We start from the raw sequence: 18,977 nt of genomic DNA, 5'->3' as shown, positions 1-18,977 counted from the left end.
AAAATAAATCTATCGATAAGATTCATTTTAAGACCGATGAAGTGCAGTATTGCTTAGTTTTCTGAATTTGGAAAAGAGTCTAAATCCTTTTGTTCTGTCTTAAAAATTTCTGTTTTATTTACTATTAAAACATTTAAATCTGTAACTTTTGCTCTGATTTTTAAAACAATTGAATTGTTTTGTAATAAATCTAGAGCAGAAACATCCCAAATTCCGGTAGTGGAATTATAAGTTGTATTTACAGGTATTTCTGAACCTAAGGCTACATATTCTAAACCGAGATGGTAATAAATCCTTAACTTGAATACCTGTAGCTGTATCTGGACCTTTGTTACTTAAAGTAAGCGTAAAAGTTACAATATCATTTAATTTTACAACTGATTTGTCAACTGTTTTATTTAAAGACAAATCTATTTTTTTAGAAACTAACGTAAAACTTTCTATTAAATCATCCGCAGAGTCGTTACTATCTACTTGATCTTGTGTATTAGAAACTACATTAGAAAAAACACCTTCTTCAAGCTTATTAGGTACTTTAGATACAAATTTTAAAGTAAACAATTCTCCAGCTTCCATAGTACCAATTGTCCAATCTGGACTTACCCAAGTACCTTGACTTGGAGTAACACTAATTAAATCTAACTGTGTTGGAAAAATATCTCGAATCACTAAATTAGTTACAGGAAACAAACCAAAACTTTGAACCGTAACCGTAAAATTTACCTCGTCTCCGTCTGTTAAATCACCTGAAATATCGGAAGTTTTTTTCACTACAATATCCGGATCACAATTAAAAACGTCTACAGTTCTAGAAGAATAAGAACAGGTACCTTCTGTAACAACTAAATAATATTCTCCAATACTATCTGGTGTATAGACTGCAGATGTTGCACCCGCAATTATATTTCCGTTTTTATACCATTGGTAAGCATCAAAATTTTTAGTGCTTTCTTCTAAATTTCCTGCCGGAAAACAACCACCACCAGTAATTTCTACACCAACAACTGGCACAGTATCAAAACCAGAAAAATAACCCGCCAAACCAGCGTTAGCACCTAAACTCATAAAAGTACCAACAGCTATTGGCCCGGAAGAATTAACATCTATTTCACCAGACAAACCGTTTACATAAAAAGTTTTCCAATCTGAGGTTCCTGCAGGAAAAACAGGTGTTGGTAAAGGTACTAAAACACCATTTTCTCTAACTTTTATATTTGTATTTGGCGTTAATGCAGATGCTATAATTGTAATTGCAGACTCGTTTGTTAGAAAACCAGCAACTCTATCTATATCTGATATTTCATCCATTAAATTTGGAAGTAAACAATTAACTGGTGCAATAAAATTCATACCAATTGTTTGAATTTTATTTCCTGGTGCACCTTGCAAACATTGATATGCATAAGCCTCTCTAGATGTTGTAACAAACATACTTGCCCCAGCACTTGTAGAAGAGTAATTACTACCCGGAATCTCTAAATATTCGCCGTCATTTATTGTTCCTATTAAATTTCCGCCAGCAAAAACTTGTGTATTATTTTGTGTTGCAACAATTATAGGAAACTCTGTTTCATTTGCACCATTTCCTCTAACAAAAACATATTCTCTACCAAGATTTTCTACTGCTACAGGTTGATCTATACCAACATCTCTACTTTGGCTTCCGGTTCTTACACCTACGTTTAGTCCACCATTACTTATAACTATTGGTTTTGTTGCTTCAATCTTAGCACCTAACCAACCGTCTACATTAGAAGCACTTTGATTCTTTACAGCTTCTAATACAAAAGATTGCCCTTTATTAAGACTTATCGTTTGAGAAGTACCTGTAATACCTCCTGCATTTGTTCCTTTTCTAAATCTAACACCACTATCATATCCCGAAACCGTTACAACTGTTCCGTCTTCTGTAGCCATCATACCAAGGGTTGTAGACAATTTTCTATTATTATTATCTTCTGCTCTGTTTGGTATTCCTCCCCATCTAAACTCTGTTCCTTTAGCTTTTGAACCTTTTGAAGTTAAAGAACCGGCTTGTGCACCAGATCTTCCTCTATAATTTACATAAAATTTTTGCCCGCCAGGAGCAATAATTCTTAAACCTGCAGTTGATAAAACTTCTCCGGTATTTGCATTTGAAACTAAAGTTATATTATTATCTCCGTTACCTAAACCGTTAGAATTATCAAATATTTTACCGGAACCTTTAACTAAACCTGTAAGAGTTAACAATGGAGTTGTACTATTACCTCTATAAATCTCTATGGGAAAAGGTGTCGTTTCTGAGTTGAAAAATATACCGCTTGCTGCTGTATACCTGCGTTATTAAAAACTTGTTTTAAGGGCGGTAAATAATGCTCACTATCTAATTGAGCATAATTATTTGACACACAAAACAATGCAATTATAAATGTAAAAAATAATTTTATTGAAGTAAATTTTAACAAAGGCACTTTTAAACTCAAACTAGTTTTTTAAATGATGATTCTAATTACATAAAGTTCAAATTTATGCATTTTTATTTACATAGATAGGTAGCTTTTACATTCCTCGCTCTTTCTTTATTCGGTCGTAAGCTTCTTGTATCCTTTGAAATTTTTCATTTGCACCTTTTAAATGCTCTTCGCCCAAGTCTTGTAATTTATCTGGATGGTATTTTTTAACCATTTTTCTGTATGCCTTTTTAACCTCGGCGTCTGTTACAGATTTCGAAATTTCTAAAATCTTGTATGCATTATCAGACTCATCATAAAACATTGCTTTTATAGAAATATAATCTTTATCATTAATATATAAATAACCTGCAATTTTTCTAATTTCTTCTACTTCGCTCTCAGTAACAAAACCATCTGCTTTCGCAATACCAAATAAGAAATGTATTAATTGCAATCTAGATGCATGAGGCATGTGTTGCCTAATTTGAATACAGACTTGGCGTGCAGAAATATCTTTTTTAACAATACCGTTAAACAACTTAAAAGCACTATTTGCTCTTTGTTTACCATACATGTTTACAAACTGATTTCTTACAAAAGAAAGTTCTTTCTCGTCTATTTTACCATCAGATTTTATTACAATAGACGCTAAAACAAGTAAACTCATTTCAAAATCTCCGAGACTGTGTATTATTACCGCCTCTTGATTTACCGAATTTCTTTGCCTTTCGTAATCTATTCTTTCTTGCTTTAAATCATCTTCAGAAAAACCATCTACAAAACTACCTATTGCAAAACCAATTGCAGCACCTATTGGCCCTCCAAAAGTAAATCCTAAACCTGCACCTAACCATTTTGTAAAATTTCCCATATTCTTTTTTTGTATGTTTTCAAAGATATGAAAACTACATTTTTTAAGACAAAAATTAGTGCATCAATTTTATTGATATATGCATTGAAACATCAATATCTATAAAGTTGAATTTTACTGAACTAATACTTATCTTTGTACTTTAAAATAAACAATTATGTATCCAGAAGAATTAGTAAAACCAATGCGTGATGAGTTAATTAACGCTGGTTTTGAAGCATTATATACAAGTGAAGACGTTGAAAACGCAATGTCTAAAGAAGGTACAACTTTAGTAATGGTTAACTCTGTTTGTGGTTGTGCTGCTGGTACTGCAAGACCAGGTGCAATTGCCTCTTTAGGAGCAGATAAAACACCAACAAACTTAACAACTGTTTTTGCAGGTGTAGAGAAAGAATCTACACAAAAAGCACGTGAGTTTATGGTTCCTTTTCCTCCTTCTTCACCAGCAATTGCCTTATTTAAAGATGGTAATTTAGTGCATATGTTAGAAAGACACCATATAGAAGGTAGATCTGCACAAATGATTGCTCAAAATTTAGCGCAAGCATACGAAGAATTTTGTTAAGCAACTTATATTAAAGAATTCAAAAATCCATTCTAATTAAGAATGGATTTTTTATTTTTACTAAAATTATTAAAATGGCATTTACAACATATACTAAACAAGAGCTTACAAAAAAGCTAAAGACTCAAAAAAATGTTTGCAATAAAGTGTGTTGTAATTGTTTTAATGATTTTCTTTTCAATATTTTCTACTATAGAAAACGGTATGTCTTTTCATACATTTTTACCATTATTTTTTATACCGATGAGCATCTATATGTTTATAGAAATGAAAAAAATAAAAACAGAATTAGTTTCTAGAAAGTAAAAAATGAATCAAGAAAAAATTATTACAGCAACAATTGCATTTGTAAAAGAAGAATTAAAAAATGCTGAAGGTGGGCACGATTGGTTTCATATAGAACGTGTTTTTAAAAATGCAATATTAATTTCTAAAGAAGAAAATGTAGATGTTTTTGTTGTTTCTTTGGCTGCTTTATTACACGATATTGCAGATCCAAAATTTCATAACGGAGACGAAACAATAGGGCCCAAAATTGCAAACGATTTTCTTAAAAATCAAAACGTTGAACCTACAATCATTAAACACGTTGTAGACATTATAAATAACATTTCTTTTAAAAACTCTTTCGAAAATACTAAAGCCAATTTTAATTCTAAAGAATTAGAAGTTGTTCAAGATGCAGATAGATTAGACGCAATTGGTGCCATTGGTATTGCAAGATGTTTTAATTATGGTGGTTTTAAAAATAGAGCGCTTTACGACCCGGAAATTATTCCTAATTTAAATATGACAAAAGAGAAATATAAAAACTCTAGCGCACCAACCATCAATCATTTTTATGAAAAACTTTTACTTCTAAAAGATAAAATGAATACTACGTCCGGAAAAAAGATTGTTGCAGAAAGACATCTTTTTATGGAAACTTTTTTAAAACAATTTTATGAAGAGTGGAATGGTGTTAAATAACTAAAAATTATAATTTAGACAAAATCAATAATCAGAATTTATAATTTTTAACACCTTAAAACGGTTTTTAAAGTAGTTTTTATTTTATCAAACCCAATTACAAAACCTAACTTAAATAAAGCTATTAGAATCCTTTATTTTAATTTTTCTGATGAAATTGGATAAAATCTAAAGTTCTAAACTAATTTTTTCTCTACTGAACTAAATTCAACATTTCACTTCTATACTTTGAAGCAGATTTCCCCGTAAATTCTTTAAACAATTTATTAAAGTGAGAAAAATTGTTAAAACCACACTCATAACAAATATCTGTAATACTCATATTACTTTCTGATAATAATTTTGTTGCATGCACAACTCTATATTCATTTACCAACTTGGTAAAAGTTTTAGAGGTTGTTTTTTTAAAGAATCTACAAAACGCCGGAACCGTCATACTTACTAAGCCCGCAATTTCATCTAAACTTATATGTTGATTAAAGTTCTCGTTAATATGTTTAAATATAATATCAATCTTACTGCTGTCTTGCGGCTGTGTTTCAAAAGCAAAACCATCTGCATTTAAAATGGTGTAATCATCTGTTAAAGCCAATTCTTTTAAAATATGCAAAAAAGAAATAATTCTACTTGCTCCTTCTAAATCTGCTAACTCTTCTATTTTAGCACCAATTCTCTTTTTAATTTCAATATTAAAACGGATTCCTTTTTTTGCACGCTCAAATAATTGATCAATGGCAATCATTTCCGGAATCTTAAAAAATTCTGCTCCTAAAAAATCGGCTTAAACTGTATTAAGGTTTCAGAACCATTTGTAGTTAATCGATCTGTAAAACCTAAATGTGGCAAATTAGAACCAATAAGTACTAATTGACTATTATTAAAATAACTTATATGGTTACCAATATGTCTTTTACCTTTTCCTTTATTAACGTATACAATTTCTATTTCCGGATGAAAATGCCAAAATGCTTTATTCTCCTTTAAAAACTGTACGTGTTTTTTAACCAACAAAGAACTACCAAAACTTGGCGTAATTTTTTCTAAAGTAGGTTTTGTTTTCATTTAAATAATTTAAGCTACAAAATTACAACACTTAAATGTAATAAAATATATAAAATTAACTTTATTGTATACTAAATTAACCTACAACGAAATAGTCGGTATTTTTGATGATAATTTAGCATATATATTAATCAATTTTGATGTTTTTGGGGTTGTAAAACCGCCATACATTTGTAGTGTTAATAATCATTAAATGAAAAACAATGAAAACAACAATTAAAAAGTACTTAGTAGTAGTAGTTATGATGTTAGGAACATTAATGAACTACGCAAACGTAAATAGTAACTCTATAGACGTTGTAAAAGGAAAGAGAGTAAGATTAGAGTATAGAACTGTAAAAAAGGGACATACTTTATCTATAAAGAACGAAAACGGAACAGTAATTTATACTCAGGTAATTAAAAATACAGGTTCATTTTCTCAGATATTTGATTTATCTAAATTAGAAAAAGGAAATTACACTACAGAATTAGAAAAAGATTTCGAAATAATAGTAAAATACTTTACTGTAAACGATGGTGAAATTTCTTTTAACGACGAAAAAACAATCTTTAAACCAGTAATTAGAGCAGAAGACGACACAGTTTATGTATCTAAAATTACATTCGAAAAAGAGCCAGTAAAAGTAGAGTTATACTACGAAAACGAAATTATTTTTTCTGAAACTGTTACAAATACAGAAGATGTATTAAGTAGAGTTTATAAAGTATCAAAAGAAATAAAAGGAGACTACAAAGTGGTTATAAAAAGTGATAATAGATCTTACGAACAAGATTTTAATCTATAAAAATTTAGTTAATTGTTTCATCAGATTACTGCTATAATTTGATGCAAAAAGCGAACCTTGATTGGTTCGCTTTTTTTATGCTGTTTTTTAAAATTATTTTCCTGGAAAATTTGCTTTTCTTTTTCTAAAAATGCAGTAGTACCTTCTTTAAAATCTTCTGTGCCAAAACAGTTACCAAAAGCTTCTATTTCTGTATTAAAACCATTTACACCATCTTTATAATTAGCATTTACAGCACTTATTGCTGCACTTATTGCAACAGATGAATTTCTTAAAATTTTAGATGCCAATTTTTCTGCTAAAGGCATTAATTCTTCTTGGGTAGTTACATAATTAACCAAACCATTTTGCTTTGCTTCTTCTGCAGATATCATACCGGCTGTCATAATCATTTCCATAGCTTTACCTTTACCAACCAATTGCGGTAAACGTTGTGTACCACCATAACCTGGTATTACACCTAAAGAAACTTCGGTAATCCCATTTTAGCATTATCAGAAGCAATTCTAAAATGACACGCCATTGCCAATTCTAAACCACCACCAAGCGCAAAACCATTTACAACAGCAATTACAGGTGTTGCCAAATTTTCTACAAAATCGAATAACATTTCTTGTCCTGCTTTTGCCAAACTACCACCTTCTTCAATAGAAAAGTCAGAAAATTCAGAAATATCTGCTCCGGCAACAAATGCTTTATCTCCGCTACCAGTTACTAGAATTGTTTTTACATTTGTATCGTTATCTAAACTTTTAAAAGCAAGATGCAACTCTTCTATAGTTGCTTTGTTTAAGGCATTTAATTTTTTTGGTCTATTAATAATTACTTTGGCTAAAGCCGCTGATTTTTCAACTAATATATTATCAAAATTCATGTAATGTATATTTATTATTAAATTGTAATTCGTCTTTATTTTTTGGCAAGGTTACGGTAAATACAGTTCCTTCACCTTCAGTAGAAGTAAAAGATATTTTACCATCGTATGCTTCTATAATATTTTTAATCATTGCTAAACCTAATCCCATTCCGCTAGATTTTGTGGTAAATTTTGGTTCGAAAATTAAATCTTTTACATCATTAGAAATTCCTTTTCCGTTATCAGAAACAACAATTTTTATTTTATTCTGATGCTCTAAAACCTCGACTTGTATTAACGGATTTTCTTCATTCTCTGTAGCTTGTATAGCATTTTTAACCAAATTAGTTACAATTCTAATTAACTGGGTTTTATCTAAAAAAGCAAATAATTCTTTGTTTTCTCGGAAGATATTTTATCGATTTTTCATTAAATATATCTAAAGCCAACTTAACAACACTAATTACTTCTATTTCTTCTTTTTTCTGAGTTGGCATTTTTGCAAAGTCAGAAAATGCAGATGCAATAGAACTCATAACATCTATTTGCTGAATTAAAGTTTGACTATATTCTGCTAATTTTTCTTTAATATTTTCGTCTTCTGGATTAAATTTTCTCTCGAAACTTTGTACCGATAAACGCATTGGTGTTAACGGGTTTTTTATTTCGTGAGCCACTTGTTTTGCCATTTCTCTCCAGGCCTGTTCCCTCTCGCTTCTAGCTAATTTGGCTGCACTTTCTTCTAGTTGATCAATCATATTATTATACGCAGCAACCAAAACTTCAATTTCTGAGCTTGCTTTGTTTAATATAATTTTCTCGTTTCTTTCATTCAAACGTGTTTGCTGCATTTTGTCTGAAATTGTTTTAATAGAACGTGTTATATAACTAGATAAAAAATAAGCTAAAGATATTGCTACTAAAAACATTAGTGCGTACACCAAACTTAGCCTGTAAATAAATTCTTTTAATTCGTGTTCTATTTCTGAATTGTCTTGAGTAAATTGTAATTCTAAAATACCAATTCTTTTAAATTTTGGATCTGTGATATAAGAATATGATGTTTGATATCCTGTACCATCAATTTGTTTGTTTTTAAAAATTCTATGATTCGAATTTTGAGCCAATTCAGTTACAATAAAATCTGTTAAAGGCGTATTATCTATCTTTTCGAAAGCGTTACCAAAAGAGGTTTTTAGCATCTTACCTTCTAAGTCATAAATAGTAATGTTTAATTTATTTATAGATGAAATTTCGTAAATTCTATTCTGAAAAATTTTTGGAAGATTTTCTGTTTTTACAGCATACGTAGTTTTATTTGTAAGCTCTAATTCTATGGTTTTTTTGGCAATGGCTTCTTTACGCTCAAACCTTTGTATATTATAGTCTTTTGTTTGCTCGTCGTATTGATAAACAGTAACCACCGTAATTAATACTGATGCCAGCAGTACCAACAAAATCATCGATAAGAAAATACGTATTCTTAAAGATATGTTTTTAAATAAACTCAAATTATTCAGTTTTAATTTCTTTCGTTTTCATTGTTAAAAAATCATCTGCAACACCATCGTTATCCCAATCGTATTTGCTTTCTCCCATAAACCCTTCTTCTGTTTTTGTGATTTTGTAACTTACCTTCATCTCTTTATTATTATAAAAAAAGAAACCTGTAAAGAATCTCCAACCACATTCCATGTACCATCGGTTTCTAATATTTTCTGATTAGAATTGGTTAAAAACCAAGCTGTAAAAGTACCATCTAAATTGTATTTAGATTGGGCTACTTGTATAGGATTATTATCAAATTTATCTTCAAAAACATTTAAAGAATCTGTATTTTCAAAAGTTGGCATTTCTATTTTTAAATAATTTGTTTCCCAACTTTTTGCCATATACTTTTCTAAGGATTCTTCTTGTTTACAGGCACCAAAAAGCATTCCAAAAATCAATATAAAGAAGAAATAATTTGTTTTCATTTGAAGTTTATTTTAGAAAGGACAAGATAGTTAAATAAAAAGCCATTACAAATACTGTAATGGCTTTATCAATTTCACATTAAAAATATGTTTTCTATTTATGTTTCAACTTCATAATTATTAAATACATAGAAGATACTGCTGTAATTGTATTGGCTAAAATCATGGGTAAACTATTTAAATAAATACCGTAAATAAGCCATAAAACAATACCTAAAAAAAACACAATAAACATTGTTAAAGACAACCCGAAGTATCTTTGGTTTGCCATGTTTTATATACTTGCGGTAAAAAAGATATGGTAGTTAGTAGCGCTGCTAATAAACCAATAATTTCAAAAAAGCGTTCATAATTATTCTTTAATCAGATTTCAAAAAAAGAAGGAATTCAATATTTAAAAATATCAAATTCCTTACTTATTAAAATTTTATATGGTTTTATTAACCTACAATATTTACAATTTTTCCTGGTACAATAATAACTTTTTTGGGTGTTCTACCATCTAATTGTGCTATTGTTTTTTCGTGCCCCATTACTGTTTTCTCGATTTCTTCTTTAGATAAATCTAAAGGAAGTTCTAATGTAAAACGCATTTTACCGTTAAAAGAAATAGGATATACTTTGGCACTTTCTACTAAATGTTTTGCATCAAAAACAGGAAAAGCTGCCGTAGATATAGATTCTTTATTTCCTAATCTACTATACAATTCTTCTGTAATATGTGGTGCATAAGGCGATAATAATACCAATAAAGGTTCTAAGATTTCACGCTTGTTACATTTTAAAGCAGTTAACTCATTTACAGCAATCATAAATGTAGAAACAGATGTGTTAAAAGAGAAATTCTCTATATCTTCTTCTACCTTTTTAATTGTTTTGTGTAATGTTTTTAATTCTTCTTTGGTTGCTTTATCATCAGAAACAGAAAATTCTTCTCCGTTAAAATAAAGTTTCCAAAGCTTCTTTAAAAATGAAGAAACACCAGAAATACCTGAAGTTTTCCATGGTTTTGCTTGCTCTAACGGCCCTAAAAACATTTCGAACAAACGCAATGAATCTGCACCGTACTCTTTTACAATATCATCAGGATTAACAACATTGTACTTAGATTTAGACATTTTTTCTACTTCTCGCCCAACTTTATAAACTCCTTCTTCTAAAATAAATGCGGCATCTTTATACTCTGCATTTAAAGGATGTTCTTTAAATCCTTCGATATCTAAATCATCCGAAGCATTTACCAAAGATACATCTGCGTGCAAAGGTGTTTTAACAATCATTACTAAATCTGCGTAATTAGGATTTAGTAAACCTTTATCTAATAAATAATTTTTAACAACAGTTTCAAATTCGTCATCAGAACTAAATAAGTTTTTAGAAACAAAAATAGCCGGTATTTTCTCGATAACATCGTCGTTAGATTTGTCTATTGCGCAACCGTTTTTAACAAACGGAGTCGCTTTGTAAACAAATGCAGAAGTTCCTAAAATCATACCTTGGTTTATAAGCTTTTTAGCAAACTCATCTACAGGCACAATTCCTTTATCAAACAAGAATTTTTGCCAAAAACGAGCATATAGTAAATGCCCTGTTGCGTGTTCGGAACCACCAATGTATAAATCTACTTCTTTCCAGTAATTTAAAGCTTCTTTGCTTGCAAATTCTTCTGTATTAGAAGCATCCATATAGCGATTAAAGTACCAAGAACTTCCTGCCCACCCAGGCATTGTATTTAATTCTAAAGGATAAACTGTTTTATTCTTTAATTTATCATTAGAAACTACTTTTTTAGCACGAGAATCCCATGCCCATTCTGTTGCATTTCCTAATGGTGGTTTACCATCTTCTGTTGGTAAATATTTTTCTACTTCGGCAACACAATTGGTAAATGTTTTTCATCTATCATTTGTGGCATTCCGTCTTTATAATAAACCGGAAAAGGTTCTCCCCAATAACGTTGTCTACTAAAAACAGCGTCTCTTAATCTGTAGTTTATTTTACCGTAACCAAAACCTCTTTTTTCCATTTCGTAAATGGCAAGTTTTAGTGCTTTTTTATATTTTAATCCTGATAAAAAGTCTGAATTCGCAATTACAGTTCCTTCTTTATCTGTGTGTGCTTCTTTAGAAATATCTACGCCTTCGAAAATATTAGGAATTGGGATACCAAAATGTTTTGCAAAATCATAATCACGTTGATCGCCACAAGGAACCGCCATTACTGCACCTGTACCATAACTTGCTAAAACATAATCTCCAATCCGGATTTGTACCTTTTCACCGGAAAAAGGATGTATAGCATATGCACCTGTAAATGCACCAGAAATTGTTTTTACATCTGCCATTCTATCACGTTCAGATCTTTTAGCTGTTGCAGCAATATAAGCCTCTACTTCTGCTTTTTGAGCGTCTGTTGTAATTTTAGAAACTAGTTCGTGCTCTGGCGCCAACGTCATAAAACTTACACCATAAATGGTATCCGGTCTTGTGGTAAAAACATCAATTTTATATTCGTTTTTCTTTTTAACAACTTCTTTTACAGTTGTTTTTTCAATTTCTTTCGGAAACTGAATTGCTGTATTTATTTCTGATACTACTTTTACAACATTATCTAAAACCTCTTCATTTGTAAAACGTATTACATGAAAACCTTCGTTTTTAAAATAAGTTGTTCTTTCAGCTTCATCTTCTTTACCGGAAAACTCTACTATTAAATTTTTAGCTATACATACAAAATCTACCATAAAAGTACCAATTGTATACTTTTTTCTAAATTTTGATGCTCCTTTTTTGTTCTTTAACTCATTCCAAAGTGTAGTTTCTGCTTTGGTTAAATTTAATCGAACTTCTTTTAAATCTTCTAATTCTTTATAAGATAGTTTTACTTCTGATGATGTATTTACAGCAGTTTCTTCTACTTTAAAAGTCACCATAGCACCTTGCGAACGCCCAATCCAATTGGTTTGAGAATCTTTTAATGGTTGTGGCCAATCTATTTTTTCTAAACCGTCTAACAAACGTTGTGCATAAGCAGAAATTCGCATAGACCATTGCGTCATTTTTTTACGAATTACCGGATGACTTCCTCTTTCTGATACTCCGTTTACAATTTCATCATTTGCCAAAACGGTTCCTAATGCCGGACACCAATTTACTTCTGTATCAGATAAAAAAGTTAAACGATATTGTAATAAAATTTCTTCTTGTTCTTTCGTTGAATAAGCTTTCCATTCATCTGCAGAAAAAATAGCTATATCTTCATCTGAAACTGCATTTACATTTGCGTTTCCTTCTTTATTAAAGATTTTTTCTAAGCTAGAAATATCTTCTGCTTTGTCAGCATCTTTGTTATACCAAGAATTAAATAACTCAATAAAAATAGATTGCGTCCATTTATAGTATTCTGGACTAGAAGTTCTTACTTCTCTGCTCCAATCGAAAGAAAAACCAATCTTATCTAATTGTTTTCTATACGTTGCAATATTTGCTTCTGTAGTTTTTGCAGGGTGTTGCCCTGTTTGTATTGCATATTGTTCTGCAGGCAAACCAAAAGAATCATACCCTTGCGGATGTAATACATTAAAACCTTTATGACGTTTGTAACGTGCATAAATATCACTTGCAATATAGCCTAAAGGATGCCCAACATGTAAACCTGCACCAGACGGATAAGGAAACATATCTAACACGTAATATTTTGGTTTTTCAGAATTATTTTCGGCTTTAAAAGTTTCGTTTTCTGCCCAAAACTTTTGCCAATTTTCTTCTATTTCTTGATGATTATATTGCATTTGATTCTTTTATTATAGGGTGCAAATTTACATTTAATCTTTAGAAGATTAAAGTAAAAAAGTAGTTGCTTAAACAGTTAAGATATTTTGAAAATAAAAAAGCCTTTTAATAAAAATTAAAAGGCTTTTTTACAAGTTTTAAATTGTAATTATTTTTCAATAATTTCTGTTTTAATCGGCACAGATACTACTGTATTTGCCCAACCTATTTTTAATGTCATATCGTCTTCAAAAATCATAGAAAAAGCTTCTATATTTTCTTCGGATTTAGAAACAGTACCTTTTACTCTAATTACATCTTCTATTTCTTTGTAGGTATAATGCCCCCAAACGTTTCTAGCATTATTTAAAATAACTGTCCAATCTCCTTCTGCAGAAGGAATTGTAAACAAAGAATACGTTCCTGCTTTTACTGCTTTACCACCAAAAAATACGTCTTTAAAAAATGTAATTTCTGCAGCTTCGTTTGCTCCGGTTCTCCAAACTTTACCTGCTGGTGCTAGTTTTGCTAAATCTCTACCTTTTAACTGCGGACGACCATAAACAACTTTTACTACTTTATTTGATTCTCTCCAATTGTCAGGAAACGTAGAAGCATCCATAGGACTTACATCTAATTTTTTCCATTTTTGCGCAAAAGAATCTGTACCGCTAAATAATGTAATTGCAAATACTGCAATTGCTAAAATTGATTTTTTCATGTTTTTAAAATATGTTTTGTTAATGTATTTGTTTCAAGTCTTTCAAAAGTAGAAATCATTACAAGAAAAGACAATTAATATTCTGTTAAGTTTTAATGGCAATCGCAACCTGTATTACAATTTCCTTTTTTCTTTGCAGGAAAAACATACTTTTTACCTAAAAAGAAAACAGCTAAAACTACTAATATGTACACGATTATCTCTTGCATTAGCTTAATAATTGATATACTATAAACGATGAAACATAAGCCAATAAAGCCATACCAAACAACTGTATTAAAGGCCACCTCCAGGTTTTGGTTTCTCTTTTTACAATTGCTAACGTTGCCATACACTGCATTGCAAACGCATAAAACACCATTAAAGACATACCAACCGGAAAATTGAAACGGCTTTTACCTGTTTCTAAATTTACTTCAGAACGCATTTTTTCTTTAATTGTGGTTGTATCTTCATCATCAGACTCTACACTATAAATTGTTGCCAAAGTTCCTACAAAAACTTCTCCGGCTGCAAAAGATGTTATTAAAGCGATTCCTATCTTCCAATCATAACCCAAAGGTTTTATAACTGGTTCTATAGTTTTACCCATTATACCAATATATGAGTTTTCTAATTTAGAGGAAGCTATTTTTTGATTTAACTCGTCTTCATTTAAATTATTGTTTGCTACATTTTCGATAATGTTTTTCTCTGCATTTTTAAAAGATTCGGCCCGTTAGAAGCCAAAAACCATAATATAATAGACAGGGCTAATATTATTTTTCCTGCACCAAATACAAACGCTTTTGTTTTTTCTACTACTTCAAAAAAGATATTTTTAACAGAAGGAACCTTATAGTTTGGCATTTCTATTATAAAAAACGATTTTGATTTTACTTTTAAAGTTTTATGCAAAATATAAGCTGCTAAAATTGCTGTTGCAAACCCTAAACCATACAGAGATAGTAAAACTAAACCTTGTAAATTTAGAAAACCGAAGATTCTTTTATTCGGTATTATTAACGCAATTAAAATTGCATAAACTGGTAAACGCGCAGAACAGGTTGTAAATGGTGTTACTAAAATTGTAATTAAACGCTCTTTCCAACTAGAAATAGTTCTTGTTGCCATTATAGCTGGTATTGCACAAGCGGTACCGTAAATTAACGGAATTACGCTTTTACCATTCATACCAAAACGACGCATAATTTTATCCATTAGAAAAACAACACGACTCATATAACCTGTTTCTTCTAAAACAGCAATAAATAAAAATAGTATTGCAATTTGAGGTATAAATATGATAACTCCTCCAATTCCAGGAATTATACCTTCTACCAATAAATCTGTTAAAACACCTGGTGCTAATTTACTTTTTACAAAATTTGATAAATCAGCAAATGTGGCATCAATAAAATCCATTGGTACTGTTGCCCAATCAAAAACAGATTGAAAAATTACCAAAAGGATTAAAAAGAAAATTACGTAACCAAAAATTTTGTGTGTAAAAATTTTATCTAATTTACTTCTTATATCTGTAGCTTTACTTTTATCTACTAAATACGTTTTCTTTAAAATTTTATTTATCTCTTGATAACGATAAATTGTTTCTTTATGCTGATATTTTTTTAACTTAGATACGTCTTGCTTAAAGGCAAGTAACTTTTCTTTTTCTTCTTTACTTATGGTATCCGGGTAATTGTTCTGCGTTACCATTAACCACAGTTCATATAAAGAATAGTTAGGGCTAATTTCTTTTAGTTTAGAAAAATAATCTGGATCTATTTTAGAATTAATTCCGCATAAAGGTGCTGCTTTTGCCGCAACATGGCAACGAATAATTGCCGCTTTAACATCTTCGATTCCTTGATTTTTTACGGCACTAATTAAAACTACTTCAGTATTTAGCTCTTTTTCTAAGGCAGATAAATCTATAGAAATTCCTTTCTTAGTCATTTGATCTACCATATTAATAGCCAAAACTGTCGGAATTTCTAAATCTTTAATTTGAGAAAACAATAAAAGATTTCTTTTTAAGTTCTCTACATCTGCAACCACTAAAATTACGTCTGGTGATTCTTTTATATCTTTTTTAAGTAATGTTTTTAATACAATACTTTCATCTAAAGAAGTAGGATTTATACTATATGTTCCTGGTAAATCTGTAATTAAGGCATTTTGGGTTGCAGATAATTTACTTGTACCTTGCTTTTTATCTACTGTAACTCCTGGATAATTACCAACTTTTTGATTTAAACCTGTTAGTTGATTAAATAAAGAAGTTTTTCCGGTATTAGGATTTCCTATTAAAGCAACTTTTATATCGTTTTTAGGCATTATAAATTTGCTTTTAAGATTCTTATTTTTGAAGCTGTTTCTTTTCTAATGGCCAAGTGACTACCGTTTACACAGATATATAAAGGGTCTTTTAAAGGCGCTATTTGCACCAATTCTACTTCGGCTCCTGGCAAACAACCCATTTCTAGTAATTTTAACGGAATAAAATCTAAAGATTCTTCAGATATATATCCCATTTCGCCAATATGTAAAGATGCAATTGTGCTCAATATTTTGTTTTTGGATTAGCAAAGATAATCATTTAGAATGATTCTAAACAAGTTATTCTGATGCATATTCATCCTTTAACAAAACAATATCGTTTTTTAACTTCTCCATATCTTCTTTTTCTGTACCATCATAGTAACCACGAATACGCCTATCTTTATCAACTAATACAAATTGCTCTGTATGAATAAAATCGTTTTCATCTCCGCTTCCTTCATCTAAAACAGCAAAATAACTTTTTCTAGCAAGCTCGTAAATATGCTGTTTAGATCCTGTGGTTACATTCCACTTACCATCTACAACTCCTTTTCTTTCTGCATATTCTTTCAACACAGAAACACTATCTATAACAGGTGTTACAGAGTGTGAAAGAAACATAATATCTTTATCATTTTTGTAAAAATCTTGCAACTCGCTCATATTATAAGCCATTGCAATGCAAATAGTTTGACAACGTGTAAAAAAGAAATCTGCTACGTAAATTTTATTTTTGTAAGTATTATTCGTAATTATTTCTCCGTTTTGATTTGTTAGTTCAAAATCTGCAATTGTATGATCTTTTGTAATATGTTTCATAGAAAAATCTACCAATCGCGGATTTACATCTGCAGGACTGTAAACTTTTAGCTTAGTATCTACTTTTAACAAATGATAAAAAACAGGTATCGCAACCGCAGAAAAAACTGCTAAAAAAATAAGTGTCGGAATCGATTTTTTAAAGAATTTAACTTCCATAATACAACGTTTATATTGCAAAAATACGACTTAAAAACAGTCAAAAAAAGGAAACAAAATCAAAAGCTATCTAAAATCTATGTTAAATAAAAAAAGCTAGTAGTAATTGTTCTTTTACAACTCTCTCGAAAACCTTACATTTGTTTCTTATTTAATTATGATTTAACGCTGAATGGAAATATTAATAAAAGCATCGCAATTTATACTAAGTTTATCTTTATTAATTGTTTTGCATGAATTAGGGCATTTTATCCCTGCAAAATTGTTTAAAACTAGAGTAGAAAAATTCTACTTATTCTTCGATTATAAATTCTCTATTTTCAAGAAAAAAATAGGAGAAACCGTTTACGGTATTGGCTGGATTCCGTTAGGAGGTTATGTAAAAATCTCTGGTATGATAGACGAAAGTATGGATACCGAACAAATGGCTTTGCCACCACAACCTTGGGAATTTAGATCTAAACCTGCATGGCAACGTTTAATTATTATGCTTGGTGGTGTTTTTGTAAACTTTGTTTTAGGTATTTTTATTTACATAATGCTAATGTGGGCCTATGGTGAAAAATATTTACCAAACGAAAACGTAAAAGATGGTGTTTGGGTAGAAAATAAATTAGCAGAAAACTTAGGCTTACAAACCGGTGATAAAATTTTAACTGTTGATGGTCAAAAAGTAAAAAAATTCTCCGGATTATCTTTAGAATTCATCAACGGTAACACTTATCAAATAGAAAGAAACAGACAAGTTTTAGACAAGGAAATACCAGAAGATTTTATTTCTCAATTAATGGATCGAGGTAAAGATGCTGGTAATTTTTTAAATGTTAGATATCCTTTTGTAATTGCAAAAGTTCAAAAAGATTCTTTAAATGCAAATGCAAATATTTTACCAAAAGATATTGTTACAGCAATTAATGGCACATCAATTACTTATTATGATGAAGCTAAAAAAGAACTTGCAAAGTATAAAGGACAAGACATTTCTTTAACAGTTAAAAGAAACAACGAAACAAAAGAAATACCCGTAAAAGTTTCTAACTACGGAAACCTAGGTGTAGTTTTTGGCGGAACCTCTTTTAAAGATTTAGAACGTTTAGGTTATTACGATTTAGAAGAAATAGAATATTCTTTTTCTGAAGCAATACCTGCTGGTTTAAACAAATCTTGGAAAACTCTAACAGATTATATAAAACAATTAAAAAAGATTTTTAACCCAAGTACTGGTGCTTATAAAGGTTTAGGTGGTTTTATTTCTATAGGAAGTATTTTTCCGGACACTTGGAGTGCACAATCTTTCCGGGAAATAACTGCTTTCTTATCTATTATGCTAGGTTTTATGAACCTTTTACCAATACCTGCCTTAGATGGTGGACATGTAGTTTTTACACTTTGGGAAATGATTACAGGTAGAAAACCAGGAGATAAATTCTTAGAATATGCACAAGTAGTTGGTTTTATTCTACTAATTGCATTATTACTTTTTGCAAACGGAAATGATATATTTAGACTCTTTAAGTAGCAACTTTAAAGAGTTAACTCATAAAAAAAGCTTCACAATTGTTATAATTGTGAAGCTTTTTTTATAATCTGAAAGATCTATTTATCAAAGGAAACCAAGTATAACTCGTGTTACACTTATCGCACGCATAGCCCTTTGTACCCGGAAAAAGTCTAGAAAT

17 protein-coding genes and 4 pseudogenes are annotated in these 18,977 nt (G+C 30.2%); 6 read left to right on the top strand and 15 right to left on the bottom strand.

The features are described 5' to 3' along the window. Nucleotides 1-225: 225 nt before the first annotated feature. Both ACZ1HD_RS00905 and ACZ1HD_RS00900 read right to left on the bottom strand, forming a co-directional pair. Nucleotides 226-2,232, bottom strand: coding sequence for a DUF11 domain-containing protein (locus tag ACZ1HD_RS00905; RefSeq protein ID WP_472688368.1), 2,007 nt, complete (start codon nt 2,230-2,232; stop codon nt 226-228). A gap of 309 nt (nt 2,233-2,541) precedes the next feature. Beyond that, the gene (locus tag ACZ1HD_RS00900; RefSeq protein ID WP_472688367.1) at nt 2,542-3,306 is read right to left on the bottom strand and encodes a TerB family tellurite resistance protein; all 765 of its coding nucleotides are present in this window, start codon (nt 3,304-3,306) and stop codon (nt 2,542-2,544) included. 157 nt (nt 3,307-3,463) lie between these two features. Here ACZ1HD_RS00900 and ACZ1HD_RS00895 point away from each other — a divergent pair, with 157 nt between their 5' ends. From ACZ1HD_RS00895 to ACZ1HD_RS00885, 3 genes are all read left to right on the top strand, one after another. After that, nucleotides 3,464-3,874 (top strand): BrxA/BrxB family bacilliredoxin, encoded by a 411-nt coding sequence (locus ACZ1HD_RS00895; protein ID WP_077810842.1) that lies wholly within the window; start codon nt 3,464-3,466, stop codon nt 3,872-3,874. 132 nt (nt 3,875-4,006) lie between these two features. Further along, entirely contained in the window at nt 4,007-4,180 is a 174-nt protein-coding gene (locus ACZ1HD_RS00890; protein WP_472688366.1) for a hypothetical protein, read from the top strand. 3 nt (nt 4,181-4,183) lie between these two features. Then, nucleotides 4,184-4,843: an HD domain-containing protein gene (locus ACZ1HD_RS00885; protein WP_472688365.1), complete on the top strand. Its 660-nt coding sequence runs from the start codon at nt 4,184-4,186 to the stop codon at nt 4,841-4,843. Between the two features lie 193 nt (nt 4,844-5,036). Here ACZ1HD_RS00885 and ACZ1HD_RS00880 read toward each other — a convergent pair. Beyond that, a pseudogene (locus ACZ1HD_RS00880) lies at nt 5,037-5,905 on the bottom strand (AraC family transcriptional regulator). Between the two features lie 64 nt (nt 5,906-5,969). On the opposite strand from ACZ1HD_RS00880, the gene ACZ1HD_RS00875 reads away from it, so the two are divergent. Then, nucleotides 5,970-6,098, top strand: coding sequence for a hypothetical protein (locus ACZ1HD_RS00875; RefSeq protein ID WP_472688364.1), 129 nt, complete (start codon nt 5,970-5,972; stop codon nt 6,096-6,098). Between the two features lie 10 nt (nt 6,099-6,108). Further along, nucleotides 6,109-6,693: a hypothetical protein gene (locus ACZ1HD_RS00870; RefSeq protein ID WP_472688363.1), complete on the top strand. Its 585-nt coding sequence runs from the start codon at nt 6,109-6,111 to the stop codon at nt 6,691-6,693. A 93-nt stretch (nt 6,694-6,786) separates the two neighbouring features. Here the strand turns inward: ACZ1HD_RS00870 and ACZ1HD_RS00865 are convergent. The 12 genes and pseudogenes from ACZ1HD_RS00865 to ACZ1HD_RS00810 all read right to left on the bottom strand — a co-directional run bounded on the left by ACZ1HD_RS00865 (nt 6,787) and on the right by ACZ1HD_RS00810 (nt 17,298). Next, a pseudogene (locus ACZ1HD_RS00865) lies at nt 6,787-7,567 on the bottom strand (enoyl-CoA hydratase-related protein). Continuing rightward, a pseudogene (locus ACZ1HD_RS00860) lies at nt 7,557-9,012 on the bottom strand (sensor histidine kinase). The pseudogenes ACZ1HD_RS00865 and ACZ1HD_RS00860 overlap by 11 nt, the downstream one beginning before the upstream one ends. Before the next feature lie 49 nt (nt 9,013-9,061). Then, nucleotides 9,062-9,190 carry a hypothetical protein gene (locus tag ACZ1HD_RS00855; protein ID WP_472688362.1) on the bottom strand — a complete coding sequence of 43 codons (129 nt, stop codon included), beginning with the start codon at nt 9,188-9,190 and terminating at the stop codon, nt 9,062-9,064. Beyond that, nucleotides 9,187-9,525: a hypothetical protein gene (locus ACZ1HD_RS00850; RefSeq protein ID WP_472688361.1), complete on the bottom strand. Its 339-nt coding sequence runs from the start codon at nt 9,523-9,525 to the stop codon at nt 9,187-9,189. Before ACZ1HD_RS00850 ends, ACZ1HD_RS00855 begins: the two co-directional genes overlap by 4 nt. 94 nt (nt 9,526-9,619) lie before the next feature. Continuing rightward, nucleotides 9,620-9,796 carry a SemiSWEET family sugar transporter gene (locus ACZ1HD_RS00845; RefSeq protein WP_472688360.1) on the bottom strand — a complete coding sequence of 59 codons (177 nt, stop codon included), beginning with the start codon at nt 9,794-9,796 and terminating at the stop codon, nt 9,620-9,622. Beyond that, nucleotides 9,763-9,855 carry a PQ-loop domain-containing transporter gene (locus ACZ1HD_RS00840; protein WP_472689416.1) on the bottom strand — a complete coding sequence of 31 codons (93 nt, stop codon included), beginning with the start codon at nt 9,853-9,855 and terminating at the stop codon, nt 9,763-9,765. The genes ACZ1HD_RS00845 and ACZ1HD_RS00840 overlap by 34 nt, the downstream gene beginning before the upstream one ends. Before the next feature lie 110 nt (nt 9,856-9,965). Beyond that, nucleotides 9,966-11,252: a class I tRNA ligase family protein gene (locus ACZ1HD_RS00835; protein WP_472688359.1), complete on the bottom strand. Its 1,287-nt coding sequence runs from the start codon at nt 11,250-11,252 to the stop codon at nt 9,966-9,968. Nucleotides 11,253-11,389: 137 nt separating this feature from the next. Then, nucleotides 11,390-13,315 (bottom strand): class I tRNA ligase family protein, encoded by a 1,926-nt coding sequence (locus ACZ1HD_RS00830; protein ID WP_472688358.1) that lies wholly within the window; start codon nt 13,313-13,315, stop codon nt 11,390-11,392. Nucleotides 13,316-13,464: 149 nt separating this feature from the next. Beyond that, nucleotides 13,465-14,016, bottom strand: a complete 552-nt coding sequence (locus tag ACZ1HD_RS00825; protein WP_472688357.1) for a DUF2911 domain-containing protein — start codon at nt 14,014-14,016, stop codon at nt 13,465-13,467. 208 nt (nt 14,017-14,224) lie between these two features. Further along, nucleotides 14,225-16,335: pseudogene (feoB, locus tag ACZ1HD_RS00820) on the bottom strand (ferrous iron transport protein B). Next, nucleotides 16,335-16,565, bottom strand: a complete 231-nt coding sequence (locus ACZ1HD_RS00815) for a FeoA family protein (RefSeq protein ID WP_077810830.1) — start codon at nt 16,563-16,565, stop codon at nt 16,335-16,337. Before ACZ1HD_RS00815 ends, feoB begins: the two are co-directional and overlap by 1 nt. A 52-nt stretch (nt 16,566-16,617) precedes the next feature. Beyond that, nucleotides 16,618-17,298, bottom strand: coding sequence for an SCO family protein (locus ACZ1HD_RS00810; RefSeq protein ID WP_340931595.1), 681 nt, complete (start codon nt 17,296-17,298; stop codon nt 16,618-16,620). 172 nt (nt 17,299-17,470) lie between these two features. On the opposite strand from ACZ1HD_RS00810, the gene rseP reads away from it, so the two are divergent. Beyond that, nucleotides 17,471-18,817, top strand: coding sequence for an RIP metalloprotease RseP (gene rseP / locus ACZ1HD_RS00805; RefSeq protein WP_472688356.1), 1,347 nt, complete (start codon nt 17,471-17,473; stop codon nt 18,815-18,817). Nucleotides 18,818-18,977 lie beyond the last annotated feature (160 nt).

The organism is Polaribacter sp. HA6-7 (genome assembly GCF_055693625.1).
Note: the sequence above shows the minus strand (reverse complement) of the source record. Positions and strands in the feature narration are given on the sequence as shown.